We start from the raw sequence: 22,001 nt of genomic DNA, 5'->3' as shown, positions 1-22,001 counted from the left end.
CCACTCATAAGAGCCTCACTCGCGATACTCCAACAAGGAGGCGCGTTCCGCTATCGGGGAGTAGCATTATCATGACAGATCGTTCCGTTGCCGCGCGTCGCGCGGCCCTCCTTCTTGCGTCTTCAACAATCATCGCCCCGCTGGCCGCGCTGGCACAGCAGGTCGGCGATGTTGCCACGCCGCCGGGCGCGACCGTGCCGCCCACCGACACGCCGAGCAGCGGCCAGGTGGGAGAAATCATCGTTACTGCCACGCGCAAGGCACAGTCGCTGAGCCGGGTGCCTGCCAGCGTGGTCGCCAAGACCAGCGCCGAACTCGACGCGCAGGGCGTACGTTCGATTGCCGATATCGCCCAGATCACCCCGGGGGTCTCGTTCGGCCAGACCGCGGTGCTCTATGGCACGGGCCAGACCACGATTGCGATCCGCGGCGTGGATTCCTCGTCGGGCATTCCCACCACCGGCGTCTATATCGACGATACCCCGGTGCAGACCCGCGTTGGCGTGAGCCCCTCGCTAAGCAATCCCTATCCGCAGGTCTTCGATCTCGAGCGCGTGGAAGTGCTGCGTGGGCCGCAGGGCACGCTGTTCGGCAGCGGCTCGGTGGGCGGCGCGCTGCGCTTCATCATGCCCAAGCCGAGCTATGATACGGTCTCGATGTACGACCGTGCCGAAGTGGCCACGACCAAGAACGGCGCTGAAAGCTATGAAGGCGGCTTGGCAGTGGGCGCGCCGATCATCACCGACAAGATCGGCTTCCGCGCCAGCGGCTGGATGCGTCACGACGGCGGTTACATCGATCGTCTCGATCGCACCACCAAGCAGGTGACGCAGAAGGACATCAACAGTTCGAATACGGTCTCGGCACGGCTGGCGGTGGGGGCGAAACCCACCGAGACGCTGACGATCACGCCCTCGATCTTCTACCAGTACCAGGACATCGCCGACGGGTCGCGGTTCGAGGTTGCGCAGTCCGACCTCTCGCGCGGGGACCAGCGGCTGAGCCTCAACACCAAGCCCGAGAGCCATTCCGACCGCTTCTATCTGCCTGCGCTCAAGGTCGAGCTGTCGCTGGGCGGGGCGACACTGGTGTCTGACACCTCGTACTTCCACCGTACCACGCGCACCCAGAGTGACGACGCCACGCTCAGCCTTTCGCTGTTCGGCAATATAGTCGGCACTATACCGGCCGAATTTGCCAACTACGCCCCGGGTACGGCCAGCAACACCAAGCAGACCGCGTTCACCCAGGAACTGCGTCTGCAGAATGACAACGCCAACGCGCGGTTCAACTGGATCATCGGCGCCTTCTACCAGCGCTCGTTCGTGCGCGACCAGTATGCTGGCAGCGATCCGCAACTGCTCGACGTGGTCAACTATAGTCAGCGGCAGGCTGGTGACCCGGAATATGCATCGCTCGCCGATGCTTATGGCGTCGATCTCTATCAGGGGCGCTACAGTGTGTTCCAGCGCAACACGCACCGCGATCGCCAGGCAGCAGTCTATGCCCAGGCGGACTACGAGATCGTGCCGCGGGTGAAGCTCACGCTGGGCGGCCGCTACACCATCGCCAACTACAAGTTCGAGGGCTTCACCGCAGGTCCGCTCTATACCACCGCCGGCCACACCGACAGCCTCGGCGTGACCAGCCGCACTTTCACGCCGCGCGCGGGGGTGTCGTTCCAGGCCGATCGCAACAACCTGTTTTATGTCAGTGCGGCCAAAGGCGTGCGCGGACCAGGGATCTCGCCGCCGGTCGGGTTGACCTGCGCTGCCGACGCCGCAGCGATCGGCTTTGATCCGCTGGCGTCGCAGACGCTCAAGCCCGACTCGATCTGGAGCTATGAAGCGGGGGCCAAGAACCGGCTGTTCGGCGGCAAGCTGGCGGTCGATGCCTCGGCCTATCACATCGACTGGAACAACGTGCAGACGCTGTTCTCGCTGCCGACCTGCTCGATCTATGCCGCGCTCAACCTGGGCAAGGCTAAGATCGACGGCTTTGATCTGTCGCTGGCCGCCAAGCCCATCCCGGCCCTGACGCTGGGTGCCTCGGTGGCCTATACCAATGCGCGCTATACCACCGCGATCCCGGGCCCCGGCGGCACCACGATCCGTCGCGCGGGCGAGCCTTTCGCGGTGGCCCCGTGGTCGCTGCAGCTCAATGCCGAGCTGGTCGAGCCGGTGGGATCGGTCGATGGCTACGCCCGTGCCGATTATTCCTATAGCAGCCACAACAACACGCCGATCGATACGAACTCCCCGCTGGTCGATCCCGCGCTGCCGCGTCCGCCCGCCACGTCGCAGCTCGACCTGCGCGCTGGGGGCCGGTTCAAGGCGGGCAAGGCTGGTATCGACCTCAGCGTCTTCGTCAACAATGTCACCGACAGCCAGCCGATCTTGGGGCTCTACCATGATTCGCCGATATCGACCTGGTACCGCGCCGGCAGCTTCCGCCCGCGCACCATCGGCCTGACGCTGACGGCACGGCAGTGATGGCCTTCACTGCGGCACAGCGGCGCATCATCGCCACACTGGCAATTGCCGGGGCGCTCGCCGCCGCCCCGGCGATTGCATCCGCACCTGCGCAAGAGCCCGATATTTCGGGGGTGTGGAACCGCTATCCGCCCTATCCCGGCACGTTCTCGGGCCAGCCTGACCCGGCCGAGTTGCAGGTCGTGCCGCCGCCGCTGCGCGCACCATACCTCGCGCAGTGGCAGGCGATGGAGCAGCGCCGCGCCGCTGCAGATGCTGCCGGCAAGCCTTTGCCCACGCCGAGTTCGCAGTGCCTGCCCGAGGGCGTGCCTGGGATCATGGGCGCGCATTATGCGCTGCAGATTCTGCAGAACCCGGCATTGCGGCAGGTGACCGTGCTGGCCGAGTTCATGTCGCAGGTCCGGCGCATCTACCTTGACGAAGCGTTGCCGCCGGTGGAGGCGATCAACCCCGGCTATTTCGGTCGGTCGGTTGGACGCTGGGAAGGCGGTGTGCTCGTGGTGGAAACCGCCGGCGTGCGTGAGGATGTCCGCTATGAGGACATCCCGCATTCGCCCGCGATGCATGTGGAGGAACGTCTGCACCTGCGGGCTGATGGCATCCTCGCCGACGATGTGACCATTACCGACCCACAGTACCTCACCGCACCCTATCGTTTCACCTTCCTCTACAAGCGCGAGCCGGCGAGCTACCGCATCGAAGAATACGTCTGTGATGGCGATCGCACGGTGGTGGGGACTGACGGCAGCCTTGAGATGAAAACCGAGCCCACGCCATGAGGGGCTACCCTGTCCACGCCGCCTAGCCTGCGCACGCAGGCATAGCGACGCGCACGGCGAAGTTCCGTGCGCGTCGCCTCTCTTCAGATCCTTCCCATCGGACCGCGCGACTCCCTGGGGCCGCGTGGCCGAGAGCGCTTCGCAACCTCAGGTCTTGGGGCGCGGTGAGTTCGGATACCAATAGGTCACGTGGCAGGACTCGCACCGATCGTCGAGCGTGCCGCCCAGCTTCATCACGGCATCGACGTCGTGCCGGTCGATCGCCCGGACCATGTCGATCGCAACGTCGCGCGTGGCCGTGGCGAACTGGTCGAACTGCGCCGGGTTGGCGCGAATTGCCGCCTCGATTTGTGCCGGGGCCTGCTCGCCCAGTCCGGGGCGGGTGCCGGTGGGAGCGGCATGGCGCCCATCGAGCATGACCAGGTTCATTGCCTCTGCAAGAGTCACTGCGTGGCGGCGCACCGCCTGCCATTCCTCATCGTTGCGCGGCTGGTGGTGATCGACGCCGCTGGCCGTGGTGATCGTGCCTACCGCGTCCCACACCCCGTCAGCAGCGGGGTCGACGGTGGAATCCATCAGTTCCTTGATCGAAACCACCGGCTGGATCGCGGCCGTACCCGATGTCGCCGCGCCCTTTGCCGTCCCGTTCGCGGCGTGGCTTGCAGCTTGGTCTTCCCGCTGCCCGCTGCAGGCACAGGCGAGCAGCGCCAGCGCTGCCACTGACAGCATTCCCTGGCCCAACCGTCCGGCCCGTTTCACCCCGTCTATCACTTTCAATTCCTTCCTGCAGCGTATTGCCTGTCACCGCGATAGGGCAGGAGTGCAGCACGGCCGCGCGTGAAACGGTTGGGTTACGGTCACAGCAACGGGGGCAGGGCGCTGTCGGCCGCGACTATCAGGCGCGATCACCGCGCAAATGGCGCGCGGCGCCCCGCTGCGCGGGCCGCCTGGTTACAGGTCCATGCAATCGTTGTCGTAACCGAAGGCCATCGCGCCAACGTTGCGGGCATAGGGATAGGGATTGTTGGCAACATGTGCGCGGGCGCAATGGATGTCGAGGAACGCGCGCTGTACCTGATTGCCAGCGTAGATGGCCTTGCCGCCCGAAAACAGCATGAGCTGGTCGATCGCGGTAACGCAGCGGCTGACCATGGCGGTGGTGTGGTGGCCCAGTTCGGCGCGGCGTTCGATCGGCCAGTCGCCGCTGAGCGATCGCGCGTCAAGCTCGGCCAGGTCGCTGGCGAGACGCAGTTCCAGGTCGTTGAGGATCAGCTTCACCTCGGCCACGGCTTGCTGGATGGTAGTATCGGCCGCCAGGCGCGCACCCGAATAGGTGGCGCGCTTCTCGCGCGTGGCCCGCACGAAGATTTCGAGCGCGCGGCGCAGCGAACCGATCGACGTGGTCGAGACGGTGCGGTTGAACACCTGCGCGAAGGGAATGCGATAGAGCGGGCCCGGGTTGGCGGCATGGCCTGGGCAGTTCATCGCAAACATGTCTCGCTCACGGATCACGCGGTGCGCGGGCACGAATGCATCTTCGATCACGATGTCGTTGCTGCCTGTGGGGCACAGGCCCATCGTGTGCCAGGTATCGACGATCTGATAATCGGTGCGCGGCACCAGAAAGTTGTAGGGCTCGGGCGTGCCGTCTCCGTCGGGGGCGACCATGTTGGCGCCCAGGATCACCCAATCGCAGTGTTGCGATCCGCTGGAGAACTGCCAGCGCCCGCTGAAGCGGTAGCCGCCTTCCACCGGCACGGCCTTGCCGGTTGGCATATAGGATGAACTGATCAGCACCGAGGGATCCTTGCCCCAGACGTCTTCTGCTGCCTGCGGATCGAACAGCGCCATCTGCCAGTTGTGCACGGCCACCACGCCATAGACCCACGCACTGCCCATGCAGCCTTCGGCCAGCGTCTTGGCAATCGTGCAATAGACTGCTGGCGAGAGTTCGAAGCCGCCGTACTTGCGCGGTTGCAGCACCTTGAAGAACCCGGCATCCTTGAAATCGCGGATCGTTTCGGCCGAAACTTGGCGGGCCGCAATCGCCTCCACCTCGCGCTCGCGCAAAACCGGCACCATGTCGCGTGCGCGCTGGACCAGCATGGCGGCAAGGTCATGCGCTTCGCGGGCGGCATCCATATGGGGGGCAACTGTAACGCTCATGACCGCTCTCTCCATTGGGGCTGTCGTGGGCCAGAACCGGCCTGATTCGACTTATGAGTTACAATAATTGTCGATTCGAGGTTATTTTCTCGATTGCGCAACAATGTCGCATATCTGCGATGAAGGTCAACCTTCCCGTTCGGTCAGGGCCATAGCAGGGGCTAAATTACCGACGCTGCGCGGATTCCCATGCGTGGAGGGGGCATTATCGACTGTTCCTTGAACGCAACAATAATAGGCTATTGCCATATACTGTAAACCGTGAGACACAAAGTCGCAGCAGGAACAACATTTGCGCGCGCACTCTAAAAGGAGGCGTGGATCGCTATGGGGAGTAGCAGTACCATGATCCGCCGTGACCATGCCGCGCGTCGCGTGGCCTATCTTCTTGCGTCGACGATGGCCGCAGCACCTGCACTGGCCATTGGCCAGCAGGCCGCCGACCCAGCCGCAGGGGCCGCCGCTGCGCCGGCAGCGCAAGCCAACGCCGGGGGGCTTGCTTCTGAAATTCTCGTGACCGCCAACAAGCGCAGCGAAAGTGTGCAGAAGGTGGCGATCTCGGTCAGCGCGTTTTCCGGCGAACAGGTCAAGCGCCTGGGTATCACCGACACCACCCAGATCACCCAGCAGATCCCCGCGCTGCGTGTCAACGCCTGGTCGCCCAACCTGACGATCTTCAGTCTGCGCGGCATCTCTCAGAACAATTTCACCGACAACCTCGAGGCTCCGGTCGCGGTCTACCAGGACAACGCCTATATCGCCTCGATGAACGCCGTGGCAGGGCAACTGTTCGACATCAAACGCGTCGAAGTGCTGCGCGGCCCCCAGGGGACGCTGTTCGGGCGCAACGCCACCGGCGGCCTGATCCATTACCTCAGCGAGGATGCCAGCCAGGACGCGCTCAACGGCTACGTCCAGGGCGAATATGGCAAGTTCAACGATCGCTCGCTCGAAGGCGCCATCGGGGCGCAGATCGTGCCGGGCGTACGTTTCCGCGCGGCGGGACGGGTCGAAAAGGCCGATGGCTACATCAAGTCGCGCAGCACGGATGCTACCGCGTTGGGTCTCGGCGTGTTGCCGGGCAGCGGGCAGGACCTCGGCGGCAAGAACGGCTGGGCCGCACGCCTCAACCTGCAGGTCGATCTTGCCCCCAAGGCCACGCTCAGCCTGTGGTACAAGCATTCCGAAGACAATCATGTCGCCACGGGCGGTTATGTTTTCGAGAACTGCGTCTATCTTGCCAACGGCTATTGCGACACCAACGCCGCTGGCCTTAGCGACAGCCGCAATGGGGTCATCAACGGCGTCACCTCGGCCCCGGCCTCGCCGTGGGAACACTTCGGCAACCGCAAGGGCGATCTCAACCGTGTAACCAACAGCTACCAGGGCCAGCTCGACTGGGACCTGGGCGGCGTCAGTCTCACCGCGATCACCAACTACCTGACGATGAACAAGGTCTATGCCGAAGACGGCGATGCCACGCCGCTCGATGTCGTCAACGTCGATACGCGCGTGCGCTTCCACCAGTTCTCGCAGGAATTGCGCTTCTCAGGCCATACCGGGCTGCTCAAGTGGCAGGCGGGCGGTTATTACCTCGACATGAAATACGACGGCGTCCACGGCGTTACAGGGGTGCCGATGATTTCACTGGCCGAACAAGCCAACGGCGGCTTTTCGTTCCCGACGGTCGATCAGTTCTATGTGCTGCGCTCCAAGAACTGGTCGCTGTTCGCGCAGGGTGATCTGCAACTGACCGACAATTTTTCGGTCACGATCGGCGGGCGCTATTCCAAGGACCACAAGGCGATCGACTATACCGCGGTCCTGATCGACCCGACATACGCCCCGCAGCCCGACCCGCGCGTGTTGTTCACCGATCGTGACCTGGCGGCCGTGGTGCCGGGCGTCAACCGCATCAACTATGGCGACTGGGCTGCCCGCGTCTCGCTCAATTACCAGGCCACGCCCGACACGCTGTTGTTCGCGTCGTGGAATCGCGGCATCAAGGGCGGCAACTGGTCGCTGTCCTCGACGATCACTCCGCAAGATTTCCAGCATCGTCCCGAGACGCTCAACAGCCTCGAAGCCGGCTTCAAGACCAGCCTGCTCGGCCGCACGCTGCGCGTCAACGGCACGGTCTACCACTACTTCTACGAAGACTATCAGGCCTTCTCGCTGGCTGGCGGCGTGCCCCATGTTTACAACAGCAATGCCCATGCGACCGGGGCCGAACTGGAGTCGTTCTGGTCACCCTCGCGCCATGTCGATGGCGTGTTCGGCGCTACGTGGGAAACCTCGTCGGTCGACAGCATTCCCGGTACCGGTACCCAGTTTGGCCCGGTGCTGTTCCCCGGTGCGCCGGATTCGCAGTATTGCAAGAACCTGGGCAATGTGTTCCGCTGCGATTTCCCGCAGGCCGATATCAAGAATGCCAAGCTGCCCAATGCGCCGCGCTTCAGCTTCAATTACCTGTTGCGCTACAACCACGATATCGGCAGCGGCAACCTCGCCGTGCAGATCGACGGGGTGTGGTACGACAAGCAGTTCCTCGAGGTGACCAACGGCCTTGGCTCTTTGCAGCCTTCGTACAACATCACCAATGCCTCGCTGACCTGGCGCGACACGAGCACCGGCATCTCGCTGACTGCCTGGGGGCGCAACGTGTTCAACAAGGCCTATCGTGCCTATGCGCTCAACCTTGGCATTTTGGGCGTGACATCGATCTATGGCCCGCCGGTGACTTATGGCGCCACGCTGCGGGTGCCGTTCGGCAAATGAGGCGGCGCAGCGGCGACATGCGCGGGGCTATGCTGGCACTTGGCCTGATGTGTAGCCTGGCATGCGGCGCGCTTGCAGCCCTTGCTCCCACGGCAAGGGCCGCCCCCGCCGTTGCGCCGCTGCCCACCCCCGCATCGGCCACTGCGCCAGAGGCGGCGGCGATTACCCTGCCCGAGGCCATCCCGGTGCCCGACAGCGGCGCCCTGCCACTGTCCTCGGCGCGGCGGCCTGGCCCCGAGCATGCCGATCTTGCTGCAGCAGGGTATGAAGAGGCGGAATACTACCTCGTAGGCAAGGCCCCGGCGATCGACGCCGATGGCCATGTGCGCGTGGCGGCGGCGCCCTATATTACGCGCATCCTGGTGCGCCGCCCGGCTGACCCTGCGCGCTTCAACGGCACGGTGGTGATCGAGCCTTTCAGCTGGTTCGGCGCGCGTGCAGCCGGATGGATACTGACCCGCGCCTATCTCATGCGGCGCGGCTATGCCTTCGTCGCCTACACCCTCGACATCAATGCCCCGCCTGCCGATCCCAAGTTCCCGCCGGTGCCGGGCGAGGTGGGCAATTCCGATCAGGCGCAGTACGGCGGCATCGTGAACCTCGAGTTCATGCGACGCTTCGACTATGCACGCTATGCGCCGCTCGGCAGCTATTATGATCCGCAGCGGTTTTTGCGTGGTGGTGCGCCCGATCCGTTCCTGCCCCAGGCGCAGGGTATCGGTGCCGAACTGGCCCTTCTGCTGCGCACGCCGTCTGCTGCCGGGCCCATGGCGGGGTTGGCGGTCCGCCGTGTCTACGTCGACAGTTGGGCAGTGCAGGCGCAGGTCTGGTTCGACTATCTCGACCAGGGGCGCCACCAGCAATGGCGCCGACCCGATGGCGGGCCGCTGATCGATGCCTACATGACCGGGCGGTTTTCCTATGGCGAAGTGGCCGGTGCGCCGCGCCGCATCCCGCGCGGATTACCCGACGATGTTCCTTTCGTGACTGTCTACAGCCAGTCCGAGACCGTACACGATGCGATCGAGCACATTGCACTGCCGCCGGACAGCGACCGGCCGATGTTGCGCTATGTCGAGGTGATGGGGACGCCGCACCTGCGTGCCACCGATCTCGGCACTGGCGAGGTGGAGCCGCTGCCCAACCAGCGCGGCCATGGCAACGACCCACGCTGCCAGGCGATCTATGACGAGCCGGCCGAGTTGCCGTTCTCGGCGCTGCTCGATGCGATGGACCGCTGGGTGCGTACCGGCGCGCCGATGCAGCGCTATCCCCGCGTGGTGCGCACCAGTAACGGCGTGCGGCGTGATCCGCGCACCCAGGCAATCGTGGGCGGCATGCGGCCGCCGTGGATCACCGTGCCGGCATTCGAATACTGGACCGACTTTGAGACTGGCTGCGGCACGGTCTACGACAGCAAGCGGGCCTTTTCTCCCGCGCTGATGCGCAAGCTCTACGGCTCCTACGCGCGCTATGCCCGCCGTTTTGCCGCCGCCACCCGCGCCGCAGTGGCCGCAGGCATCATCTTGCCGGAAGATGCCGCTGGTCTCGTTCCCCCCGCCGGGCCGGAAGCCTTCGGGCCCTCTGGCCTGTCGCCGCGTTGAGGCTCTTTGTCCTGGACCAACGCAATGGCCAGCGTGCGCCACGGGACGCGATCGCGGATATTGCAGCGTATGAGCACGCGCATCCGCGTGGCTTAGCCGTGTGAATAGCGCGGGCCGTAGCTGGGGTGTGGCGGCGGCCACAGGGGAGAATGCCGCCGCCACAATGGCCATGCGCGCAACCGTGATGGCTTTGCGCATGGTCATCTGCATCACTTGGTGTTGTTTATGATGTCGCGGTGCATCGGGGCGAGCGCCGCGATCAGCCGGTTCTGGGCGTTGAAGGGAATGTGGCGCTTGTTCATTGCCACCTGCAATTCCTCTACCAGCGCATAGAAGCTGCCTTCGGAAACATTCATGCCGCGGTGGGCCTCGGCCATGGTCCGCCCGTCGTAGGTACAGGGGCCGTGCATGATCACGCAGAACTGCTTGACCAGCAGATCCTTGATCCGGGCCTGATCGGCATTTGCAAAGAACGGCCGCGTGCGCGGATTGGCCAGCCAACGGTTCATGGCATCATCCATCAGCGCGGTCAGGCCTTCCTTTCCGCCAAACGTTTCATAGAGATGCTCGTTCTGGGTGATGACCGGCAGGGTCGGATAGTGCGGCTTGACCGCCGGGTCAGCCACGGGCGGTTCGGCAGCAGCAGGTTGGGCGGCCATCAGGCCAGCGGCGAGAAGCATGGTGATCATCGGGAATGTCTCCGGAAGAATGGCAGCGTCAGAAGCCGACTTGCAGCGAGAGATAGGCGGCGTGCTGGTTCTTGAGCGCGATATGGCCAAGATCGACGTACGCCGCCGTCAGCGACAGGTTGCGGCCCAGGGCATAGGCGCCAAAGATGTCGTAGGCGGCGTCCTCGCGGAAGGAATCCCCGCCTAGCGCGCCTTGCAGGCGGTTTGATTTGGTGCGCACTTCGGCGCCGAAGGCCAGCTTGCGGGTAAGCAGATAAGCCGCTGAGGCTTCGAAGGTCGGCTTGTAGGCCTGGTCCTTGCCGCCAAGCCCGCCGAAGCCGAGAATGCCGTACTGGTTGGCCTTGGTCAGCCGCACGGTGGTGTTGACGAGCAGGTTCTTGTCCAGGAACAGCTTGGTGGCGGCGATGTAGAAATCGGTGCTCGATCGGCGCAGGCCAAGCGCGCCGCCCACCACGGTCTTGTCGTCATTGATCTTGTGCTGCACGCCCACCGAGATTTGCGGCACCAGCGTGTTCTGATCGAGCACCGCATCGCCGATCAGGCGGACCTTGGCGCCGATGATGGTCTGACTGATGATGAAATCGTTGCCCAACCCGAGCGCCTTGCCGACATCGCGCAAATGGAAATTCTGCCGGCCGAGCGAAATCTCTAACCGGTTCTTGATGTTGGCCGAGGCGCCGAAGGCGACCAGCGCGAAATCCTCGGATTTTACGCCGGTGACGTAGGACTGGATGCCGAACTCGTCGCGCGTGCCATAGCCGCCGATCAGCGCCCAGGGCACCAGGCCGCCGCCGCCGGCCCCCTCGATCGTGGAGACGCCGCCGGTCAGCAGCAGGCGCCCGCCATTGCGAAATGGCACCAGCTCGTGCGACGCGTCGCCAGGCGATTGGGTGTCGCCGCCACCGCTATCGGCAGGTGCGGCGGTCTCGGCATCACCGGGTGCTGTCTCGGCAAACGCGGGGGCGCTGAGCGCGCAGATAGCCGCTCCCGCCAGAGCCGCCATCGCGGCCCGCGGAATATCGTTCAACCTCATGTTGTTCTACTCCACTGAAAATGCAGGATCATCCGTCCCGCGTTGCATCAGATACGGCGTGTGTGTGTTTGTGTTCGGTACGATGGGTGCGCGCGTTCGTGCCCCCCCGGTGTGCTGTCGGGTTTGGGGGAAACGCGCACGTTTCCCCCGCCCCGTGATGCCCGCCTGGTGTGCGACCCTCAGGGCAACAGAACGGCGTCAATGACGTGGATCACGCCATTGCTTTGGTTGACGTCGGGAATAGTGACGGTGGCCATGCCGCCCTTGCTGTCGGTGATCATCAGCTTGCGGCCCATGGCGGTCACGGTCAGATCCTCGCCCTGTACGGTCTTGAGCATCGCCTTGCCGTGGCCTTGCATCACCTTCCGGCGCAGCGCCATCGCGCTGAGCTTGCCGGGCACGACATGGTAGGTCAGCACCGCGGTCAGCTGGTTCTTGTTTTCCGGCTTGAGCAACGTGGGCACGGTGTCGGCCGGCAGCTTGGCAAAGGCCGCATCGGTGGGCGCAAACACGGTGAACGGCCCAGGCCCTTGCAGCGTATCGACCAACCCGGCGGCCTTCACAGCCGCGACCAGGGTGGTGTGGTCCTTGGAATTGACCGCGTTCTGGATGATGTTCTTGGTGGGATACATCGGCGCGCCACCGACGGTGACCGGCGCGGCTGCGGCATAGAGAGCGGTCGCGCCGATGGGCAGCGTGCTGGCAGCAATAAGGGTGGTGAGGATCTTGAAAAGCTTCATGATCTTGTTCCTTTTGGGTTTCCGCACAACCACAGGCAATGCGGACGAATGCTGCATTCATTTCGACGGGCGCAGGGATAGTGGATGGCTTCCTGCCCCCGCCGATGCCGCAGCTACGCAAGGGGCCCGGCGCTTGGATGCACGCCCGGTGAAAAATTTTTTCGGGCAGGGCGGATTTTTGCGCTGATGGCGCGCGCAGCGACACTGCGAACCGGATCGCGCCCGTTTCGCTTCTGTCAGGCTAGCGGGCGCGCAACTGTCGGTGCGCTCCCGCCTCTGTCATGCGCTCAGATTGTCTCGATCGTGCCGGTGGCGACGACAGGCCCGGTCGGCAGTGGGCCAGGCGCGCCGCCCATCGGCTCGATGCTGATCGCCAGCGTCTGCCCCGGCGCGAGCGCGCGTTGTGGCACGGTTTCGAGTGCCTGGCCGCCCGTTCGCTGCAACACGCCGAGCGAACGCGGCGTGCCCGAAGCATCGATCACCCACGCCTGCGCGTCATGCTGGTCGGGAATGGGCAGCGCGCCGGTGACATGCAGCCGTCCGGGCTTGATCCGCGCCAGCAGCGTGGCATGCGCCGCAGGGACATCGAGCGCAGCCACCAGGACCCTATCGCCGGTTGTATTGTCGACGGTGGCGGGACGGAGCAATACCAGGGCCAGCGCAGCCGCCGCGCCAAGGCCCAGCGCGCCAAACCCGATGGCAGCCGCGCGCCAGCGCGCCACTGCCCGCTGCGACATGCTTGCCAGAGTGCCGCCGCCCTGCGCGCGAACGGCCTGCTGCACGCGGCCGGCCAAGGCGGCTGGAGGCTCCACAGCAGGTCCGCGCACGGAAACCGCGGCAAAGTGATCGCGCCACAGTTCCACTTCGCGGGCAAACGCCGGTTCGGCAATCAGCCTGCGCCGGGCGGCGGCCAAGGCATCGCCTTCCAGCACGCCAAGCGCCAGCTCGCCAGCCAGCACCACATCCTCTTCGGACAGCACGGGATCAGTCCTCGGCATGGAGGCACTCCTTCAGCCGGGCAAGACTCCGCCGGATCCAGCTTTTCATCGTGCCCAGCGGCACGGCCATGGTGGTTGCCAGTTGCGCATAGGTCAGCCCGTGGAAAAAGGCCGCGCGGATGGCGCCAGACTGCGGCTCGCCCAACTGCTCGACGCACAGGTGCAGGCGGGCATCGCCTTCCGCTTCGATCAGGGCGGCTTCTGCCAGCGTGGCACAGTCGGCCATCTCGGGGACCATGTCGATCGCGACTGGCGCAACACGCGGCTGGCGGCGCATGGCGTCGATCGCCCGGTTGCGCGCAATCGTCGCCATCCAGGTGATCGGGCTGGCCCGGCCCGGATCGAACGCGCCGGCACGGCGCCAGATGGTCAGGTAGACATCAACCAATACGTCCTCCGCGATCCCCCGATCAGGGCAGATACGCAGGACCACGCCGAATAGTTTCGCGCTGGTGCGGCGATAGAGTTCCGAGAAGCTCGGCTCGTCGCCTTCCGCCGCGGCCAGCAGAAGGGCGACCAATTCGGAACGCGGCAGAGCATCTGGTGCGGGGGAGGGCGGCATAGGCCGCTGGTCTAGCCGTTGAATGGCAGGGGACGCAACCGTGGCAAACAGGGAGGGGGCAGCGATCGCATTCGCGCGCCAATTCCCCGCCCGGATTTGCGCGGTGGCCGATCGGATCGCGCCTATTGATCCGTTCGCGGCGCCAGAATTTCCACCTCGCGGGTGAACAGGAAATAGCTGTAATCGCGGTGGAACAGCCCGCTGGCCAGCACGCTGCGTTCGTAGCGGCGGAAATTGGCCAGCGCGTCTTCCGGCGCCCAGATCGATACGAGCAGGGCCAGCGGTGGCTGATCTCCCCCGCCAAAATGCGCGGCCATCGCCGCGCCTGGCCCGCTTTCCTGCGGGTCGGAACGCGTCAGCCCACAGATCGCCGTGGCAAAGGCGGGGGCCGCAGCCAGCCCGGCTTCGTGCGCGGCCTGCCATCCGCCTTGGGCGTTCGCCGCGACCACGCCGTCGGCGCAAGCCAGCAGCATCATGATCTTCACCGTGTTCGCGGCCGGGGCGGCCGGCGGGGGGACCAGTACGGTTTCGATCGTCAGCAAGGCCTGGTTGGTCGGCAATTCGGCAAAGTGCGCACCGTCCGGCGCAATCACGGTTCGGTTGTATTCGGCCGAAAAGGTTTCCGCCATGGCCTGGGGGCTGGTGAAGTAGAGTTCGGTCACGCTGTCGCGATGGAAAACGCCGACATGATCGGGCCGATCGCCTGACCCATAGGCCCCGTCGAAGGCATGGTTCTGGACATAGCGGTGGAGTTGCAAGGGGTTGTCCGTTGCCAGCTTGCCGTGGACCTGCTCGATATAGGCGAGGTATTCGGCATGCGTCATGCCCGGCTTGCGCCGGACGGCGGCAACGATCTTGAGCATCCTACTCTCCCTTGAACTGGTATTTCGCCGCTTGGCGGCAGGCCCGAACTTGCCATGCCGGCCTCGGGAGTAAAGCCGCTAGCGGCGATAGGTCCATATTTATTCCATCAATGCGAAGATTGATTCGTGTTTATACACACATTGATGGCATCGATAATGCGCTATGCGTATCTTTCGTTTTTCTCCGCCTGCGATGCTGACTAGGTTTGCCGGCACAATGTCAGGAAAAACGCGGGTGAGCAGGAAGCCGGTCGGGCCGCTCTGGCGCAGCGGGCGCGGCGCGCCGCGTGCGACAGCATAAACGACAGGCGTTTGCAAATGGCGGAACAATGACATGCGCATCGGGGGCAGCCCGAGCACGATAAAAGCCAAAAAACAGTCACGGAGAGGGAGGAAAACATGAAGCAGGGCATTCGTTCGGGCGCTTCAGCGCTGGCGATGATGGCCATGGCCGCGATGCCGCAGGTCTCGCATGCCGATGAGGCGGGCCAGCAATCTGGCACTGTCGGGCTCGAGGAAATCGTCGTGACCGCGCAGCGCAAGGCGGAGAGCGCGCAAAAGGCCGCGATCGCGATCAGCGTGGTTACGGCAGAAGCGTTGACGAAGGCGGGCGTCAACAGCGCGGCCACTCTCAATTCCGTGGCGCCTTCGCTGACCGTTGCCCAGGGTGGTGGCGCGACCACCAGCTATTTCGTGCGCGGTGTCGGCAATTTCACCAACAATGCCTACAGCGATCCGGCTGTCGCCTTTAACTATGACGGTGTCTACATCGGCCGCCCGACGTCGACCGGCAGCGCATTTTTCGACCTTGAGCGGATCGAAGTGCTCAAGGGCCCGCAAGGCACGCTGTACGGCCGCAATGCGACTGGCGGCGCGGTCAATGTGCTTCCCGCCAAGCCGGTGATCGGCAAGCTGATGGGCGCGGCCTCGCTGGGCTATGGCAACTTCAATGCCATCGACGGCGATGCCATGATCAACGTGCCGGTGGGCGACAACACGGCGGTCCGGCTGGCGGGCAAGGTCGTTGACAGCAAAGGCTATTATTCCGACGGCACGGGCAATACCAAGTCGCAGGCCCTGCGCGCGCAGATCCTGACGCAGCCCAGCGCGGCAGTGTCGCTCCGGTTGGCGGCGGACTGGGCGCACAACGGCGGCATGGGCGTGGGCGCCACGTATGATGGCCTTCTGAATTTCACGCCGGGTGCACCGGCTTCGGCCAATGCGCCGGCGAATTACACCTATGTTCCTGCAAATCTGGGGGCGTGGTCGGGCCTGCTGTCTCCCAAGGCCAGCGCATTTTTTGCAAACACCGTGATCGGCGGGTCGTTCATCTCTCCTGCACCGCTCGACAAGCCGTTCATCAACGATACCAACTGGGGCGTTGAAGGCGAAGCCAACCTCGACACCAGCATTGGCAAGGTGACAACACTGCTGGCCTATCGCAAATCGACCCTGGACGACCTGTTCAACGGGGCGCCCAGTTTCCGCGGGGCACGAACCAAGGAAAACAGTCATCAGTTCAGTGCCGAAGTGCGGCTTGCGGGCAAGCCGATCGGCCCGGTCGAATGGCTGATCGGCGGATTTTTCTATGACGAAAACGTCCAGGGCAACAGCACTTACAACCAGTATCTGGTAAGTTCCATCCAGAGCTACACCATCGGCACCAAGTCCTATGCCGGGTTTGGGCGGCTTGTGTTCCATGCCACGGATCATTTCCGCCTGGTTGCCGGTGGACGCTATACGCGTGACGAAAAGCGCATCGATGGCCTGGCCAATACCCTGCTGGACCTGTGCACCAACGCGCCGCCGCCCGCCGGGAATGGCTGCTTTGGCGGCCCATCGGTGCCGACCGGCCTGACGCTGGCAGATATCGCCGCCCAGATTCCTGCGTCGCAATTGCCAGCGGGCTTCCCCACTGCGCCGGGTGATGTGCGTCCGTTCGGCAATGCCGGCAACATCCTGACTTATGCCCCGGTTGCGGTGAACAAGCCGCTCAACAACAACCGCTTCACCTATCGCCTGGCCGCAGAATACGATGTCGGGCCGCAATCGCTGGCCTATCTCAGCTACGAGACCGGCTATCGTTCTGGCGGCTTTGCCCTGGCCACGGGGCGTGAAACCTATGCGCCGGAATTCATCGATGCCTATACCGCTGGCATCAAGAACCGGCTCATGGGCAATCGCCTGCAAATCAACGTCGAGGCGTTCCTGTGGAAGTACCGCAACCAGCAGGTTTCACACTTCGGCTTCGGCAGCGATGGCCTGACGACCTATTTCACCACCAACGTCGGCAAGTCGACGATCAAGGGAGTGGACATCGATTTCCAGTTCAAGGCGACGCCGACCACGCTGCTTTTGGGTGACGTTCAATATGTCGACAACACACTGGACCAGTTCACCTACAACGTGCCGCGTGGCGGCACCTCGCTGCCGCCGGCGGTAGGGTGCCCCTACGCGCCCGGCACCGAGGGTGGCCTGCCGGTCTACACGATTGACTGCAGCGGCAAGCCGGGGCTCAACTCCCCGCGCTGGTCGCTGAATGGCGGCATTCGCCAGGATGTCCCGCTGGGTGATTACACCCTGCAACTGTCGCTCGATGGCCGCTATCGCTCCAACCGGGTGATCGGCTTTGAATATCTCGCCCAGCACAACTCCGGCGACGATTTCACCGCTGATGCCTCGATCGCGTTCGGCCCGCAGGACCAGCGCTGGCAACTGACGGCGTGGGTCCGCAATCTGACCGACAACAACGTCCGCATCCTGACGCAATACAACAACAACGTCGGCGGTGTGATCGCCACGTCCTATGCGCCGCCCCGCACCTATGGCGCGCGCGCATCGGTGAAGTTCTAAAGCTCAAAGCCGGGGAAGGGCGATCCTTCCCCGGTGCCCGGATGGCAAACCACGCATGGCAACGCCGGGCATCAAGAAACTCTGATTAGACTGCAGCCTCCCGACAAGGAACGTACTATGCCCAAGCAATTGAAAACCCTTGTCGTCGGTGGCGGCGTTGGCGGCATGGCCACCGCGATTGCCTTTGCCCAGCACGGCATCGTGGTCGATCTGGTGGATATCGATCCGCAGTGGAAGGTGCTGGGCGCCGGCATCACCATCACCGGGCCTACGCTGCGCGCGTTCAAGGCGCTCGACCTGCTGGACGAAGTGAGCACGGCTGCGGCCTTTTCCAAGAAGGTCGGGCTCTATACCCAGGCCGGTGATTTGATTGCCGAGCACGCGATGCCGCCGCTGGCCGCCGACCTTCCGGCCGCCGGTGGCATCTTGCGTCCGGTGCTGCACAACATCATGTCGAGCCGCACCCGCGCAGTGGGCACCGATGTGCGGCTGGGGGTGACGGTGGCATCGTTCACGCAGGATGCCGATAGCGTGGACGTGGTGTTCACCGATGGGGCAACCGGGCGCTATGACTTGGTGGTGGGGGCCGATGGCGCGTTTTCTGCCATGCGCGGGCTGCTGTTTCCCGATGCACCGCGCCCGCAATTCACCGGGCAGGGGTGCTGGCGCGTGCTGGCCGATCGGCCGGCGTGGCTGGACAGTGGCCGCATGTATTACGGCCCAGACCGCAAGGCCGGCGTGACGCCATGCTCGGCCGACAAGATGTACCTGTTCTGCAATACCCCGATGCCCGGCAACCCGCGGGTGGGTGCCGAGGAAGGGATCGCGATGCTGCGCGAGATTCTGGCTGGCTTTGGCGGCGTGATCGCCACTGTGCGCGACGATCTGGGGCCCGACAGCGCGTTCAACTATCGCCCGCTCGAGGCGATGCTGCTGCCGCGCCCCTGGGCCGTGGGCCGGGTCGGCCTGATCGGCGATGCCGCGCACGCGACCACCCCGCATCTTGCGTCGGGCGCCGGTCTGGCGGTGGAAGACGGATTGGTTCTGGCGCACGAAATGCTTGCGGCGGACAGCGTTGCGACCGGGTGGCACGCTTTTGCAGAGCGCCGCTGGGAACGCAGCCGGCTGGTGGTGCAAACCAGCGTGCGGCTGGGCCAGATGGAGATCGACCGCGCCCCGTCTGCAGAGCAGACGCAGGTGTTTGGGGCCGCTGTTGCCGCGCTGGCGGAGCCGATCTGAACAGGGGAGGTGGTTCGGCAAGGCGCGACGCGTTAGTAGGCTTGGCGCAAAATGATGAAAAACGACCGGGAGATGTTCTATGCGGTTCGAGCGACTCGATCTTAACCTGCTCGTGGCGCTCGATGCCCTGCTCACTGAACGCAGCGTGACGCTGGCGGCAGAGCGCCTGTGCCTGTCCCAGTCTGCCGCCTCCAGTTCCCTGGCGCGGCTGCGCGACTATTTCGGCGACGAGCTCATGGTGGTGCGTGGCCGCCAGATGACCCTGACCGTGCGTGGCGAGGAACTGCGCGAGCCGGTCCGCGCCGTGCTTGAGCAGATCCGCAACACGATCACGGTCGCTCCTGAATTCAACCCGCTGACCTGCGATCGCCAGATCAAGGTCGTGGGCTCGGACTATGTCACGCAGGTCCTGCTGGCCGACGTGCTGTGCGATCTCGAAACATCGGCACCCAACATGCGGGTGGACATTCTCCCCCTGCATGATGCCCCGCACGAGGTGATCGAGCGGCAGCAGGCCGATCTCCTCGTCTCGCTCGACTATGCGCTGAGCCCTGATCATCCCAGTTGCCTGCTGTTCGAGGACGATCACGTGATGATCGGCTGGGACGAAAATCCCTTCATGCACAGCGAGATAACGCGCCAGTCCTACTTTGATGTGGGCCACGCCGTTGCCCGCTTTGGGCGCATGCGGGTGCCGGCTTTCGAGGACAGCTTCATGTCGCGGATGAAGCTGGCGCGCCGGGTGGAGGTAGTTGCGCCGACGTTTCTGGTGCTTCCCAAACTGGTGGTCGGCACCAGGCGGGTGGCGACAGTGATGCGCCGGCTGGCCGAGCAGATGGCGCAGAGCGAGGCGATCGTGCTGCGTGAGTTGCCCTTCGTGATGCCGCCCATTCGCGAGATGCTGCAATGGCATGTCGCCAGCGGCAACGACTTGGCATTGAACTGGCTGGTGGAACGCATCCGGCTGATGGCGTCGCGCGATCCTGCCAAGGCGCACCTTGCCGCAAGCAGCGCCGGACGCACCGCGTCGGGCTGATATCGCGAAAATTACAACATGGGGACGGTGTGCGGCGGCGCACGACCTTGGCTGACCTCTTTCGAATCAATTTATAAATTGACACGTTTCATTGATGTAATTAGCGCACCCAAAATGGCAATTCAGCCTGGTGCATCTTCGCAGGAGTCGTGCGTGAGCCTCAAAACCTTGATCCTGACCGATGCGGACGTGGGGGCCGCGTTTGACTGGGCTGCGGCCATTGCGGCGCTGCGTGACGCTTATGGTGTGGATGTAACCGATGCGCAGTTTCCCCCACGCTCGATGGCCCGTGGACAGGGCCTGTGGCTGCGCACGCTGTCTGGGGTGATGCCGGGGCAGAAGTACCTGGGGGCCAAGATGATCGCCGCGTCACCGCGCAATGCCTGTGCCTCTTACCTGATTCCGCTGTTCGACGGCGCGACGATGGCGCTTGAGGCGCTGATGGACGCTGCCTCGATCACGGGCCTGCGAACGGCGGCGACATCGGCGCTGGCCGCGCGCGAGCTACTCGATAAGCCGCAGCCCCGGGTTGCCGTGATCGGATCGGGCTTCGAAGCGCGCACCCATCTTGAAGCACTGGCACACTCCGGCCCGATCGGGGCAGTAGAGGTTTTCAGTCCGCGCGAAAGCAGCCGCGCTGCCTTTTGCGCGGCCCTGGCAGACAAGGGCGTTGCCGTAACAGCGGCCCACAGCGCGCAGGAGGCGGTGCAATCGGCCGACCTGGTGATCTGCGCTGCGCGTTCGCGCGATGAAAGCCCGACCTTGCGCGGCGCTTGGCTGCGTCCGGGGATGACCGTGGTGTCGATCGGATCGACCCTGCCGGAACAGCGCGAACTCGATCCCGAAGCCATCGAACGGGCCGATCTGATCGTGGCCGACATGGTCGAGGAAGTGGCGCACGACACGGGCGACATGATCGCGGCGAGCGCTGCCGGCGTTGCCTTTGCTGACAAGCTCGCCAGCCTGTCGGCCGTCGTGTCGGGCGCCCGCCCCGGGCGCACGTCACCCGATCAGATCATGCTCTACAAGTCGGTCGGCGCGGCGATCCAGGACCTGACCGTTGCCGCCATGTGCGTCGAACGCGCGCGGGCACTGGGCCTTGGCACCGAAATTCCGGCTCCTATTCAACCCGTCAACAAGGGGAAGTGATATCATGCCCAGCTACACCAAGAGCGAAGCCCGCGCCTGGGCGCGCGAAAAGATGCTTGGCGTTGCCAACGTCACCATCCCGACGATGACCAACGACTTTGCCGGCCTGAATGAAAAGGCCGCCCGCCACGATATCGAGACGACCATTGCGCATGGCTTTGTCGGCACGCTGGCCTGTTCGGAAGTGGCCGTGACCATGGCCGAATACCAGCGCTTTGTCGAAGTGATGGTAGAGCAGTCCGCCGGGCGGATCTTCGTGGTCCACCACGCCGTGTTCAACACGCTGGAGGACAACATTGCGGCGGCAAAGCTGGCCCAGGCCGCGGGGGTAGAGCTGATCCTGCTGGGCTATCCGCCCTATTTCTTCCCCAAGTCGCTCGACGATATCTATGCCTATACCAAGGCGTTCTGCGATGCGACCGACCTGGCGGTCATGCTCTTCCCGATCCCGACCTGGGGTTTTTCGCGCCTGAGCCCGACTGACATGCCGATCGAACTGCTGCGCCGCCTGGTCGACGATTGCCCCAACGTGGTATCGATCAAGGCCGAGGGTGGGGCGCCGTTCATCATGGGCGCGATCGAGGCGCAGCGCGCGTTCGGCAACGAAGTGGTGATCTCCTATCCGCTTGAGCATGAGTTCGTGCCGCTGGCCCAACTGATCGACGTGCCGTTCTGCGGCACCAACTTCTCGGCCTATTTCGGGCCCTGGCTGCCCAAGGTGTTCCAGCTTATCCGCGAAAAGCGCTTTGACGAGGCGACGGCCGAATTTCACCGTGTCGATCCTGCGCGTCGTGCGTTTGCCGGGGTTCCCCAGGCTGGCAATGGCCTGATCAACCGCATGATGTGGAAGTATGAAGCCTGGTTGCAGGGCTATAACGGTGGCCCGCTGCGCCATCCCACGGCGCGGGTTTACCAGCGCGACATGACCGCGCTGCGCCGTGGGCAGGAAGCCGCTGGCCTCAATCCGACTACCGATGCCGACGAGCTGTTCTTCATCGGCCGCAACCCCTGCTGAAAGGC

General features: G+C 64.3%; 18 protein-coding genes. 9 read left to right on the top strand and 9 right to left on the bottom strand.

The genetic code is table 11. The features are described from left to right. Positions 1-71 precede the first annotated feature (71 nt). Positions 72-2,492, top strand: coding sequence for a TonB-dependent receptor (locus tag SCA01S_RS12045; protein ID WP_062785818.1), 2,421 nt, complete (start codon positions 72-74; stop codon positions 2,490-2,492). After that, positions 2,492-3,271 (top strand): hypothetical protein, encoded by a 780-nt coding sequence (locus SCA01S_RS12040; protein WP_062785816.1) that lies wholly within the window; start codon positions 2,492-2,494, stop codon positions 3,269-3,271. The genes SCA01S_RS12045 and SCA01S_RS12040 overlap by 1 nt, the downstream gene beginning before the upstream one ends. 147 nt (positions 3,272-3,418) lie before the next feature. Here the strand turns inward: SCA01S_RS12040 and SCA01S_RS12035 are convergent, their stop codons facing one another. Both SCA01S_RS12035 and SCA01S_RS12030 read right to left on the bottom strand, forming a co-directional pair. Beyond that, positions 3,419-3,991, bottom strand: coding sequence for a cytochrome c (locus SCA01S_RS12035; RefSeq protein WP_167542894.1), 573 nt, complete (start codon positions 3,989-3,991; stop codon positions 3,419-3,421). 231 nt (positions 3,992-4,222) lie between these two features. Beyond that, on the bottom strand, positions 4,223-5,437 hold the full coding sequence (locus tag SCA01S_RS12030; RefSeq protein WP_231627475.1) for an acyl-CoA dehydrogenase family protein: 1,215 nt from the start codon (positions 5,435-5,437) through the stop codon (positions 4,223-4,225). Between the two features lie 345 nt (positions 5,438-5,782). On the opposite strand from SCA01S_RS12030, the gene SCA01S_RS12025 reads away from it, so the two are divergent. After that, on the top strand, positions 5,783-8,215 hold the full coding sequence (locus tag SCA01S_RS12025; protein WP_245652536.1) for a TonB-dependent receptor: 2,433 nt from the start codon (positions 5,783-5,785) through the stop codon (positions 8,213-8,215). Then, complete coding sequence (locus SCA01S_RS12020; protein WP_245652535.1) at positions 8,212-9,819, top strand: alpha/beta hydrolase domain-containing protein; 1,608 nt, start codon at positions 8,212-8,214, stop codon at positions 9,817-9,819. Before SCA01S_RS12025 ends, SCA01S_RS12020 begins: the two co-directional genes overlap by 4 nt. Before the next feature lie 209 nt (positions 9,820-10,028). Here SCA01S_RS12020 and SCA01S_RS12015 read toward each other — a convergent pair whose 3' ends face one another. The 7 genes from SCA01S_RS12015 to SCA01S_RS22255 form a co-directional block, all read right to left on the bottom strand. Beyond that, the gene (locus tag SCA01S_RS12015) at positions 10,029-10,508 is read right to left on the bottom strand and encodes a group I truncated hemoglobin (protein ID WP_054130404.1); all 480 of its coding nucleotides are present in this window, start codon (positions 10,506-10,508) and stop codon (positions 10,029-10,031) included. 28 nt (positions 10,509-10,536) lie between these two features. Further along, positions 10,537-11,541, bottom strand: coding sequence for a DUF3034 family protein (locus SCA01S_RS12010; protein WP_157088954.1), 1,005 nt, complete (start codon positions 11,539-11,541; stop codon positions 10,537-10,539). Positions 11,542-11,720: 179 nt separating this feature from the next. Continuing rightward, on the bottom strand, positions 11,721-12,281 hold the full coding sequence (locus tag SCA01S_RS12005; protein ID WP_022675877.1) for a fasciclin domain-containing protein: 561 nt from the start codon (positions 12,279-12,281) through the stop codon (positions 11,721-11,723). Positions 12,282-12,568: 287 nt separating this feature from the next. Further along, positions 12,569-13,279, bottom strand: coding sequence for an anti-sigma factor (locus SCA01S_RS12000; protein WP_062785810.1), 711 nt, complete (start codon positions 13,277-13,279; stop codon positions 12,569-12,571). Further along, on the bottom strand, positions 13,266-13,799 hold the full coding sequence (locus tag SCA01S_RS11995) for a sigma-70 family RNA polymerase sigma factor (protein WP_245652534.1): 534 nt from the start codon (positions 13,797-13,799) through the stop codon (positions 13,266-13,268). Before SCA01S_RS11995 ends, SCA01S_RS12000 begins: the two co-directional genes overlap by 14 nt. Positions 13,800-13,963: 164 nt before the next feature. Beyond that, positions 13,964-14,704 carry an EthD domain-containing protein gene (locus SCA01S_RS11990; RefSeq protein WP_062785806.1) on the bottom strand — a complete coding sequence of 247 codons (741 nt, stop codon included), beginning with the start codon at positions 14,702-14,704 and terminating at the stop codon, positions 13,964-13,966. Positions 14,705-14,803: 99 nt separating this feature from the next. Next, positions 14,804-15,040 carry a hypothetical protein gene (locus SCA01S_RS22255; protein ID WP_167542893.1) on the bottom strand — a complete coding sequence of 79 codons (237 nt, stop codon included), beginning with the start codon at positions 15,038-15,040 and terminating at the stop codon, positions 14,804-14,806. Positions 15,041-15,103: 63 nt separating this feature from the next. Between SCA01S_RS22255 and SCA01S_RS11985 the strand changes: the two genes are divergently transcribed. The 5 genes from SCA01S_RS11985 to SCA01S_RS11965 all read left to right on the top strand — a co-directional run bounded on the left by SCA01S_RS11985 (position 15,104) and on the right by SCA01S_RS11965 (position 21,996). Then, positions 15,104-17,557, top strand: a complete 2,454-nt coding sequence (locus SCA01S_RS11985; RefSeq protein ID WP_062785804.1) for a TonB-dependent receptor — start codon at positions 15,104-15,106, stop codon at positions 17,555-17,557. Between the two features lie 117 nt (positions 17,558-17,674). Next, positions 17,675-18,796 carry an FAD-dependent monooxygenase gene (locus SCA01S_RS11980; RefSeq protein WP_062785802.1) on the top strand — a complete coding sequence of 374 codons (1,122 nt, stop codon included), beginning with the start codon at positions 17,675-17,677 and terminating at the stop codon, positions 18,794-18,796. A gap of 79 nt (positions 18,797-18,875) precedes the next feature. Next, positions 18,876-19,832, top strand: coding sequence for a LysR family transcriptional regulator (locus SCA01S_RS11975; protein ID WP_054130397.1), 957 nt, complete (start codon positions 18,876-18,878; stop codon positions 19,830-19,832). A 153-nt stretch (positions 19,833-19,985) separates the two neighbouring features. Next, positions 19,986-20,981 carry an ornithine cyclodeaminase family protein gene (locus SCA01S_RS11970; RefSeq protein WP_169049070.1) on the top strand — a complete coding sequence of 332 codons (996 nt, stop codon included), beginning with the start codon at positions 19,986-19,988 and terminating at the stop codon, positions 20,979-20,981. A gap of 4 nt (positions 20,982-20,985) precedes the next feature. Next, positions 20,986-21,996, top strand: a complete 1,011-nt coding sequence (locus SCA01S_RS11965) for a dihydrodipicolinate synthase family protein (RefSeq protein ID WP_062785800.1) — start codon at positions 20,986-20,988, stop codon at positions 21,994-21,996. The last annotated feature ends 5 nt before the right edge of the window (positions 21,997-22,001 follow it).

Origin of the sequence: Novosphingobium capsulatum NBRC 12533 (genome assembly GCF_001598375.1) — a bacterium.
GTDB lineage: Bacteria > Pseudomonadota > Alphaproteobacteria > Sphingomonadales > Sphingomonadaceae > Novosphingobium > Novosphingobium capsulatum.
This window is presented reverse-complemented; position numbering and strand designations above follow the sequence as displayed.

Bases quoted from the DNA above. Each gene is read 5' to 3' on its own strand.
- SCA01S_RS12045 (WP_062785818.1), top strand. From the start codon at position 72: ATGACAGATCGTTCCGTTGCCGCGCGTCGCGCGGCCCTCCTTCTTGCG.
- SCA01S_RS12040 (WP_062785816.1), top strand. From the start codon at position 2,492: ATGGCCTTCACTGCGGCACAGCGGCGCATCATCGCCACACTGGCAATT.
- SCA01S_RS12030 (WP_231627475.1), bottom strand. From the start codon at position 5,437: ATGAGCGTTACAGTTGCCCCCCATATGGATGCCGCCCGCGAAGCGCAT.
- SCA01S_RS12025 (WP_245652536.1), top strand. From the start codon at position 5,783: ATGATCCGCCGTGACCATGCCGCGCGTCGCGTGGCCTATCTTCTTGCG.
- SCA01S_RS12020 (WP_245652535.1), top strand. From the start codon at position 8,212: ATGAGGCGGCGCAGCGGCGACATGCGCGGGGCTATGCTGGCACTTGGC.
- SCA01S_RS12015 (WP_054130404.1), bottom strand. From the start codon at position 10,508: ATGATCACCATGCTTCTCGCCGCTGGCCTGATGGCCGCCCAACCTGCT.
- SCA01S_RS12010 (WP_157088954.1), bottom strand. From the start codon at position 11,541: ATGAGGTTGAACGATATTCCGCGGGCCGCGATGGCGGCTCTGGCGGGA.
- SCA01S_RS12005 (WP_022675877.1), bottom strand. From the start codon at position 12,281: ATGAAGCTTTTCAAGATCCTCACCACCCTTATTGCTGCCAGCACGCTG.
- SCA01S_RS12000 (WP_062785810.1), bottom strand. From the start codon at position 13,279: ATGCCGAGGACTGATCCCGTGCTGTCCGAAGAGGATGTGGTGCTGGCT.
- SCA01S_RS11990 (WP_062785806.1), bottom strand. From the start codon at position 14,704: ATGCTCAAGATCGTTGCCGCCGTCCGGCGCAAGCCGGGCATGACGCAT.
- SCA01S_RS22255 (WP_167542893.1), bottom strand. From the start codon at position 15,040: ATGTCATTGTTCCGCCATTTGCAAACGCCTGTCGTTTATGCTGTCGCA.
- SCA01S_RS11985 (WP_062785804.1), top strand. From the start codon at position 15,104: ATGAAGCAGGGCATTCGTTCGGGCGCTTCAGCGCTGGCGATGATGGCC.
- SCA01S_RS11980 (WP_062785802.1), top strand. From the start codon at position 17,675: ATGCCCAAGCAATTGAAAACCCTTGTCGTCGGTGGCGGCGTTGGCGGC.
- SCA01S_RS11975 (WP_054130397.1), top strand. From the start codon at position 18,876: ATGCGGTTCGAGCGACTCGATCTTAACCTGCTCGTGGCGCTCGATGCC.
- SCA01S_RS11965 (WP_062785800.1), top strand. From the start codon at position 20,986: ATGCCCAGCTACACCAAGAGCGAAGCCCGCGCCTGGGCGCGCGAAAAG.